This window comes from Pseudomonas sp. NPDC088444 (genome assembly GCF_044900175.1).
GTDB lineage: Bacteria > Pseudomonadota > Gammaproteobacteria > Pseudomonadales > Pseudomonadaceae > Aquipseudomonas.
This window is the reverse complement of the sequence record NZ_JBJDNK010000025.1, coordinates 24,067-31,140: the sequence shown is the minus strand read 5'-3', so window position 1 is coordinate 31,140 and position 7,074 is coordinate 24,067. Positions and strand designations below refer to the sequence as shown.

Genomic DNA, 7,074 nt, shown 5'->3' with positions numbered 1-7,074 from the left:
GTGGCCGGGCTGGTGGTGCCGGAAGACGAGCGGCATCTGGTGCCGCAGGCGCTGGCGGAGATTGGGTATCCGTATTGGGATGAGACGAACAACCCGGCGTACCGCTTGTTCCTGGGCTAACGCTGATCAGCTTTTGATTCTGGGCGCAGCGTAGGAGCGTCGCTTGCTCGCGATCGACAGGGAACCCGTCGTAAAACCTCACAACGCGGTGTTTCAGGCCTACCGCGTTTGCCGGTTTCGCTGCCGCTTCGCGCCAGATCGCGGGCAAGCGACGCTCCTACGCGCTACGGGCAGAAGCGGATAGCGAACGTCCCAACTACTGCGCCGGAGTTGTCTCCGGGGCAGTTTCTGCGGCAGGAGCAGGCGTTACCGCCGGGGTTGCAGGCGCAGGTTCAGCAGGCGTCTCAACCTTCACCGGCTCAGGCTCCGCAGGCGCTGGCATCGGCTCGCTGCTCTGCTCGGTGGCCGCGGTCGACGTCGTCGCAGGGGTCGCCAACGCAGCCGGTGCAGAGGCAGGCGCTTCGGCCGGTTTCTGCTCGGTCTGCGCAGCTGCCTTGCCCGGCACCGGCTCAGGCATGCCCAGATCGGTTTTAGGCTTCTCTTCAATGTGCGCGGCCTTCTTCACTTCAGGCGGAAGGAAGTTTTCCACCAGCGCGAAGAAACGGTCATAGAACTTGGGCGACGCCACGGTCTCACTGGCCACCTTGACCATAGAGTCATCGGTCGAGCCGATCGGCATAGACACCGAACCCAATACCCCCACCCCCAGACTCGCCGAGTTGTTCACCTTCTTCAGCGCATAACGATCCTGCAAGGCGTTGGCAAACATGGTGGCTTTGCCATCAGCAGCGCCATCCGCCGCACAGACCACGTTGAAGCTGATCTCCATGTGGGTCTCACCGGTCTGCTGGAAGCTTTTATGACCGGCGATCATTTTCGGATCACTGCTGGTGATGATGTAGCCCTGACTCAGCAGCGCACGACGCCCTGCCTCGCACGTCGCAGCATCCGACACGGGGTAGTTGCGTGAGAAAGTCCCGGCATCGTCGAAGTTTTCATGTTCGTAGACAGCCTGCTTTTTTGACGAGCAGCCTGCGGCAGCCAGCAGGGCGAATACCCAGCATGCGGTACGAAAGCTCAGTAATCTAGACATCAAACATCCCGGGGAAAAAGGTCGACAGAACAGTGGACCGGAGAAAACGCCGGTAAGTCTGCAACAAGCGTTGCGCCGGATCAACGCGCAGTTTGCAACCATGTGGATACATCGCGCTTTTCACCGACGCATTACGCAGTAGAGCATCAGACCTCGCCACGCTCCAGGCGCACGCCAAGGAACTCCAGTGCACGCCAGTAACCCGGGTAGGTCTTGGCCACACACTCAGGGTCCTGAATACGCACGCCGGACACCTTCAGACCCGCCAACGCGAAACACATTGCAATCCGGTGGTCGGAATGGGTGTTGATCAAACCTGTGCTGGCCGTGCCTGCCAAGCCAGGATCTGCGGCCACCAGTAGGTCGTCGCCTTCCACCGTCGCCAACCCCGGGCGCACTTGATTCAGGCCGTCATACAGGGCCTGCACGCGGTCGCATTCCTTGACGCGCAGGTTGGCCAGGTCGACGAAACGCACCGGCGTCTCGTTGAAAGCGGCCAGCACGGCCAGGGTCGGAATCGCATCCTGCATCTGCGAACCATTGATCACGGCCTGCATGCGAGGAAATTGCGCGATCATCTCTTGTGCCTTGGCGTCCGGCTGTGTGAAAGCTTCAGCGGCCACGCCCAGATCGATCTTGCCGCCGGTCAGGGCCTCAGCCGCCCACAGGTAGGTCGCCGCTGACGCGTCAGGCTCGATCTGGTAGTCACAGGCGGTATAGCCCGTCGGCGAAACACGCCACAGTGCTTCGTTGACCACTTCAACCTCGGCACCAAAGGCGCGCATGCAGGCGAGGGTCAAGTCGATGTAGCCGCGAGCGCCGATTTCCTTGCCAGTCAGCGCCACTTCAATCGGTGCTGCGCCACAGGCTGCGACCATCAATAGCGCCGAAACGTACTGACTGGACAAGCCGCCATCGATTTCAAAACGGGTCGCCTTGATCGCCCCCGTGCCCTTAATGGTCACCGGCGGACAACCGGTGGCGCTTTCCGCGCTCAGGCCGCCCTTGCGCAACGATTCAAGCAGCGGGCCGATGGGACGCTTTTGCATGTAGTGATCGCCGTCCAACGTCACCTTGCCATTCACGGTCGCGACAGCCGCTGTCAGGAAGCGCACCGCCGTGCCCGCATTGCCCAGAAACAGCGGACCGTCAGGGATTTGCAGGCTGCCGGTGCCGGTGACGACGAAGCTGGTGTCATCCGGCTCGTCGATGGTCACGCCCATCTGCCGCAAAGCGTTGGACATGTGACGGGTGTCATCGCTCTTCAGCGCACCTCGCAGATGGCTGGTGCCCTTGGCCAGCGCAGCCAGCAGCAGCGCGCGGTTGGTGATCGACTTCGAGCCTGGTGGTGAGACATGCCCCGTCAACGGTACACCCGGTGGGATCACAGTGATGGTTTGGTTCATGCCCATGGTCCAGCTCTCCAAAGTCGATATCAGCGCAGCGTCAAACAAGCCGCCAATGATGGCATTTATCGTGCTGCCGTGCAGCACCTCGACCACATTCACGGTGGAAGGCCCAAATGACGGCAGTTGGCGGTATCGACGGATTCCCCCCGGCCTAAAGCACGAGGCGGCCTGAAAGTCAGGCATAAAAAAAGCGACCCTTAGGTCGCTTCCTTTGTCGTTTCAAGGAGTTCAAGGGCCTTGAAACTATGTATGGCGCAGCGGACGGGACTCGAACCCGCGACCCCCGGCGTGACAGGCCGGTATTCTAACCGACTGAACTACCGCTGCGTGTCGCACAGACTTGCGTCTGTTTAACTCATTGAAACCGGCTTCGACTGCCTGTTTCTTTTGACTCTGACTAAAAGCTGTCGCTTTTCAGTCTCGAACCGGAAACATCCGATTCGTAAAATATGGCGCAGCGGACGGGACTCGAACCCGCGACCCCCGGCGTGACAGGCCGGTATTCTAACCGACTGAACTACCGCTGCGCAGTGGTGGACTTTTTTGTCCTGCTGAATCTCAGTAACCTTCAGCGTCTTGCAACAAGCTTTTCAGCTTCTCAACGATGGTGGGTGATGACGGGATCGAACCGCCGACCCTCTGCTTGTAAGGCAGATGCTCTCCCGGCTGAGCTAATCACCCTTTGCTTCGCTGAGGCCGCGAAATTTACGCAGGTGCCGAACCTAAGTCAATAGCCTGCTTGAAGTTTTTTTAAAAAAGCCGTTTTGAGCAGCAAGCCAAAAGCAAAAAAAGCGAACACCCGGTTCGCTCTTGCGTTTCATCTGCATACATCGGCATCTGCGGTCGGACACGCTTAGTTGTGGGAGCCGGCTTGCTGACGAATGCGGTGTGTCAGTGACAGGTAGGTTGACTGGCCCAGCGCATTCGTCAGCAAGCCGGCTCACAGGGAACGCATGACCGACGACAGGTGTTTATTCCACGTAAATCATCTTCTTGCTCATGCCGCCGTCGACCACGAACTCCTGCCCGGTGACGAAACCGGAGTTCTTCGACAGCAACCACGCAACGGTCGCCGCCACATCCTCGACCGTCCCCACCCTGCCCGCCGGATGCTGCGCATGATCGGCGTCGGACAAAGGCTCGGCGCGACGCTGCGACGGATCACGCGCATCGATCCAGCCAGGGCTGACCGCATTGACCCGCACTTGGGGACCGAGGCTCATGGCCAATGCGTGAGTGAGTGCCAACAGACCGCCCTTGCTGGCCGCATAGGCCTCCGTGTCAGGCTCGGACTGGCGCGCACGGGTCGAACTCAGGTTGACGATACTGCCGCCATGGGCGCGCAGGTACGGCGCACAGTGCTTGGCGAGAAGCATGGGCCCCGTCAGGTTCACCGCCAGCACACGATTCCAGTGCGCCAGCCCGAGGCTTTCCAGCACAGTATTGCGTGGATCGGCGACAGCCGCGTTGCACACCAATGCATCCAGACGTCCGAACATGCCGAGAATCTCGGCAACGCCCGCAGCCACCTGTTCTTCATTGGCAACGTCCATCGCAATGAACGACGCGTTTTCGCCCAGCACACCGACGACGATCTCGCCACGATTGCGATCCACGTCCGTCAACACGACCTGCCAGCCTTCGGTAATCAGCCAGGCAGCGATGCCCAGACCGATTCCTCGCGCAGCTCCGGTGACCAGCGCTACACGCCCGTTGTGTTCACGGGCGGCGTCCATCGTCAACTCACTCACGGCATCACTCACAACGCAGCCAGACCACGCGCTAGATCAGCCTTGAGGTCAGCCACATCTTCCAGACCGACAGCGATCCGGATCAGGCTGTCACGGATACCGGCAGCTTCACGTTCCTGCGGCGACAAACGACCGTGAGACGTGGTGCTAGGGTGCGTGATCGTGGTCTTGGTGTCGCCCAGGTTGGCGGTGATCGAAATCAGGCGAGTCGCGTCGATAAAGCGCCAGGCGCCCTCTTTGCCGCCCTTCACCTCAAAGCTCACCACGGCACCGAACGCCTTCTGCTGACGCTTGGCCAGTTCGTGCTGCGGATGGCTTTCGAGACCGGCGTAATGCACTTTCTCGATACCGTCTTGCTGTTCCAGCCACTGCGCCAGCTCCAGAGCGTTTTCGCAGTGAGCACGCATGCGGATCTTCAGGGTTTCGAGCCCCTTGAGAAACAGCCAGGCGTTGAACGGACTCAGGCTCGGACCCGCAGTGCGCAAAAAGCCCACGACTTCTTTCATCTGCTCGTTGCGCCCGACGACCACGCCCCCCATCGCACGGCCTTGACCGTCGATGAACTTGGTGGCCGAGTGCACAACCACATCAGCGCCCAGACGCAGCGGTTGTTGCAACGCAGGGGTGCAGAAGCAGTTGTCGACCACCAGCATCGCGCCCTTGGCATGCGCGATTTCAGCCAGCGCAGCGATATCGACCAATTCAGCCAGCGGGTTGGACGGCGACTCGACGAACAGCAATTTGGTGTTGGGTTTGATGGCCGCATCCCAGCCGGACAAGTCGGCCAGCGGAACATAATCCACCTGCACACCAAAACGCTTGAAGTACTTCTCAAACAGGCTGATGGTCGAGCCGAACACGCTTTTGGACACCAGCACATGATCGCCTGCACTGCACAGGCTCATGACGGTTGCCAGAATCGCCGACATCCCGGTAGACGTAGCCACGGCCTGCTCGCCGCCTTCCAGCGCAGCAATGCGTTCTTCGAACGAATGCACGGTCGGGTTGGTATAACGCGAATAGACGTTGCCTGGCTGCTCACCGGCAAACGTGGCGGCCGCATCGGCAGCCGTGCGGAACACGTAGCTGGATGTAAAAAACAGTGGATCGCTGTGTTCGCTCTCCGGCGTACGGTGCTGACCAGCCCGCACAGCGAGGGTATCGAAACCCACGCCGTCCAGATCGCTGTCCAGTCGACCGGCATCCCATTGCTGAGTCATGCCGCTGCTCCTTTCGATAACGTGTCTGAATTAGTTGTTGTACAGATCGATGATCGCACTGACTGCCTGATTCTTGGCCTTGGAGGCGTCATTACGCGCCTGCTCGATCTTGTTCAGGTAATGCTCGTCGATGTCACCGGTCACGTACTTGCCGTCGAAGACCGAGCAATCGAAGTTATCGATCTTGATCTTCTTGCTGCCGCTGACCGCTTCGATCAGGTCGGTAAGGTCCTGATAAACCAGCCAGTCGGCACCGATGAGGTCGGCCACGTCCTGAGTGGTACGGTTGTGAGCGATCAGCTCGTGAGCACTCGGCATGTCGATGCCGTAGACGTTAGGGAAGCGTACAGCCGGGGCTGCGGAGCAGAAATACACGTTTTTGGCACCGGCTTCGCGGGCCATCTGGATGATCTGCTTGCAGGTGGTACCGCGCACGATGGAGTCGTCCACCAGCATCACGTTCTTGCCACGGAATTCCAGCTCGATGGCGTTGAGCTTCTGGCGCACGGATTTTTTCCGCGCGGCCTGCCCCGGCATGATGAAGGTCCGGCCAATGTAGCGGTTCTTCACGAAGCCTTCGCGGAACTTGACGCCCAGATGGTTCGCCAGCTCCAGCGCGGCAGTGCGGCTGGTGTCGGGAATCGGAATGACCACATCGATGTCGTGGTCCGGGCGCTCGCGGCGGATCTTGTCGGCCAGCTTTTCACCCATGCGCAGACGCGCCTTGTAGACAGAAATGCCGTCGATGATCGAATCCGGGCGCGCCAGGTAAACGTGTTCGAAGATGCACGGTGCGTATTTCGGGTTGGCCGCGCATTGACGGGTGTGCAGCTTGCCGTCTTCGGTGATGTACACCGCTTCGCCCGGCGCGAGGTCGCGAATCAGGGTGAAGCCAAGCACGTCCAGAGACACGCTTTCCGAGGCGATCATGTATTCGACACCTTCGTCGGTGTGACGCTGACCGAAGACGATCGGGCGAATGGCATCCGGGTCACGGAAACCGACGATACCGTAGCCGGTGATCATCGCCACTACGGCGTAGCCACCACGGCAACGGTTGTGCACGTCGGTCACGGCCGCGAAGATGTCTTCTTCGGTCGGTTGCAGCTTGCCGCGAACGGCCAGCTCGTGAGCGAAGACGTTGAGCAACACTTCCGAATCGGAGTTGGTGTTGACGTGGCGCAGGTCAGATTCGTAAATCTCCTTGGCCAGTTGCTCGACGTTGGTCAGGTTGCCGTTGTGCGCCAGCGTGATGCCGTAAGGCGAGTTGACGTAGAACGGCTGGGCTTCGGCCGAAGTCGAGCTGCCCGCTGTTGGATAACGTACGTGACCGATGCCCATGTGACCGACCAGGCGCTGCATATGGCGCTGCTGGAAGACGTCACGGACCAGACCGTTGTCCTTACGCAGGAACAACCGGCCATCATGGCTGGTCACGATACCGGCAGCGTCCTGGCCGCGGTGCTGGAGGACGGTGAGCGCGTCATACAGCGCCTGATTGACGTTCGACTTGCCGACGATACCGACGATGCCACACATGC

The 7,074-nt window shown here is 60.1% G+C and carries 5 protein-coding genes, 3 tRNA genes and 1 pseudogene; 1 reads left to right on the top strand and 8 read right to left on the bottom strand.

The genetic code is table 11. The features are described 5' to 3' along the window. A pseudogene (locus tag ACI2KB_RS28900) lies at positions 1–120 on the top strand (threonine dehydratase); the annotation flags it as partial. Between the two features lie 196 nt (positions 121–316). On the opposite strand, the gene ACI2KB_RS28895 reads toward ACI2KB_RS28900, so the two are convergent. From ACI2KB_RS28895 to purF, 8 genes are all read right to left on the bottom strand, one after another. Continuing rightward, a complete protein-coding gene (locus tag ACI2KB_RS28895) occupies positions 317–1,153 on the bottom strand; it encodes a DUF2242 domain-containing protein (RefSeq protein WP_404640486.1) in 837 nt (278 codons plus the stop codon). A gap of 146 nt (positions 1,154–1,299) precedes the next feature. After that, the gene (gene aroA, locus ACI2KB_RS28890) at positions 1,300–2,565 is read right to left on the bottom strand and encodes a 3-phosphoshikimate 1-carboxyvinyltransferase (protein ID WP_404640485.1); all 1,266 of its coding nucleotides are present in this window, start codon (positions 2,563–2,565) and stop codon (positions 1,300–1,302) included. Between the two features lie 247 nt (positions 2,566–2,812). Then, a tRNA-Asp gene (locus ACI2KB_RS28885) sits at positions 2,813–2,889 on the bottom strand. 123 nt (positions 2,890–3,012) lie between these two features. Next, positions 3,013–3,089, bottom strand: a tRNA-Asp gene (locus tag ACI2KB_RS28880). Between the two features lie 78 nt (positions 3,090–3,167). Beyond that, a tRNA-Val gene (locus tag ACI2KB_RS28875) sits at positions 3,168–3,243 on the bottom strand. Between the two features lie 290 nt (positions 3,244–3,533). Next, the gene (locus ACI2KB_RS28870) at positions 3,534–4,298 is read right to left on the bottom strand and encodes an SDR family oxidoreductase (protein ID WP_404640489.1); all 765 of its coding nucleotides are present in this window, start codon (positions 4,296–4,298) and stop codon (positions 3,534–3,536) included. A gap of 23 nt (positions 4,299–4,321) precedes the next feature. After that, complete coding sequence (locus ACI2KB_RS28865; protein WP_404640484.1) at positions 4,322–5,533, bottom strand: O-succinylhomoserine sulfhydrylase; 1,212 nt, start codon at positions 5,531–5,533, stop codon at positions 4,322–4,324. Between the two features lie 30 nt (positions 5,534–5,563). Next, the gene (gene purF / locus ACI2KB_RS28860) at positions 5,564–7,072 is read right to left on the bottom strand and encodes an amidophosphoribosyltransferase (RefSeq protein WP_404640483.1); all 1,509 of its coding nucleotides are present in this window, start codon (positions 7,070–7,072) and stop codon (positions 5,564–5,566) included. Between the last annotated feature and the right edge of the window lie 2 nt (positions 7,073–7,074).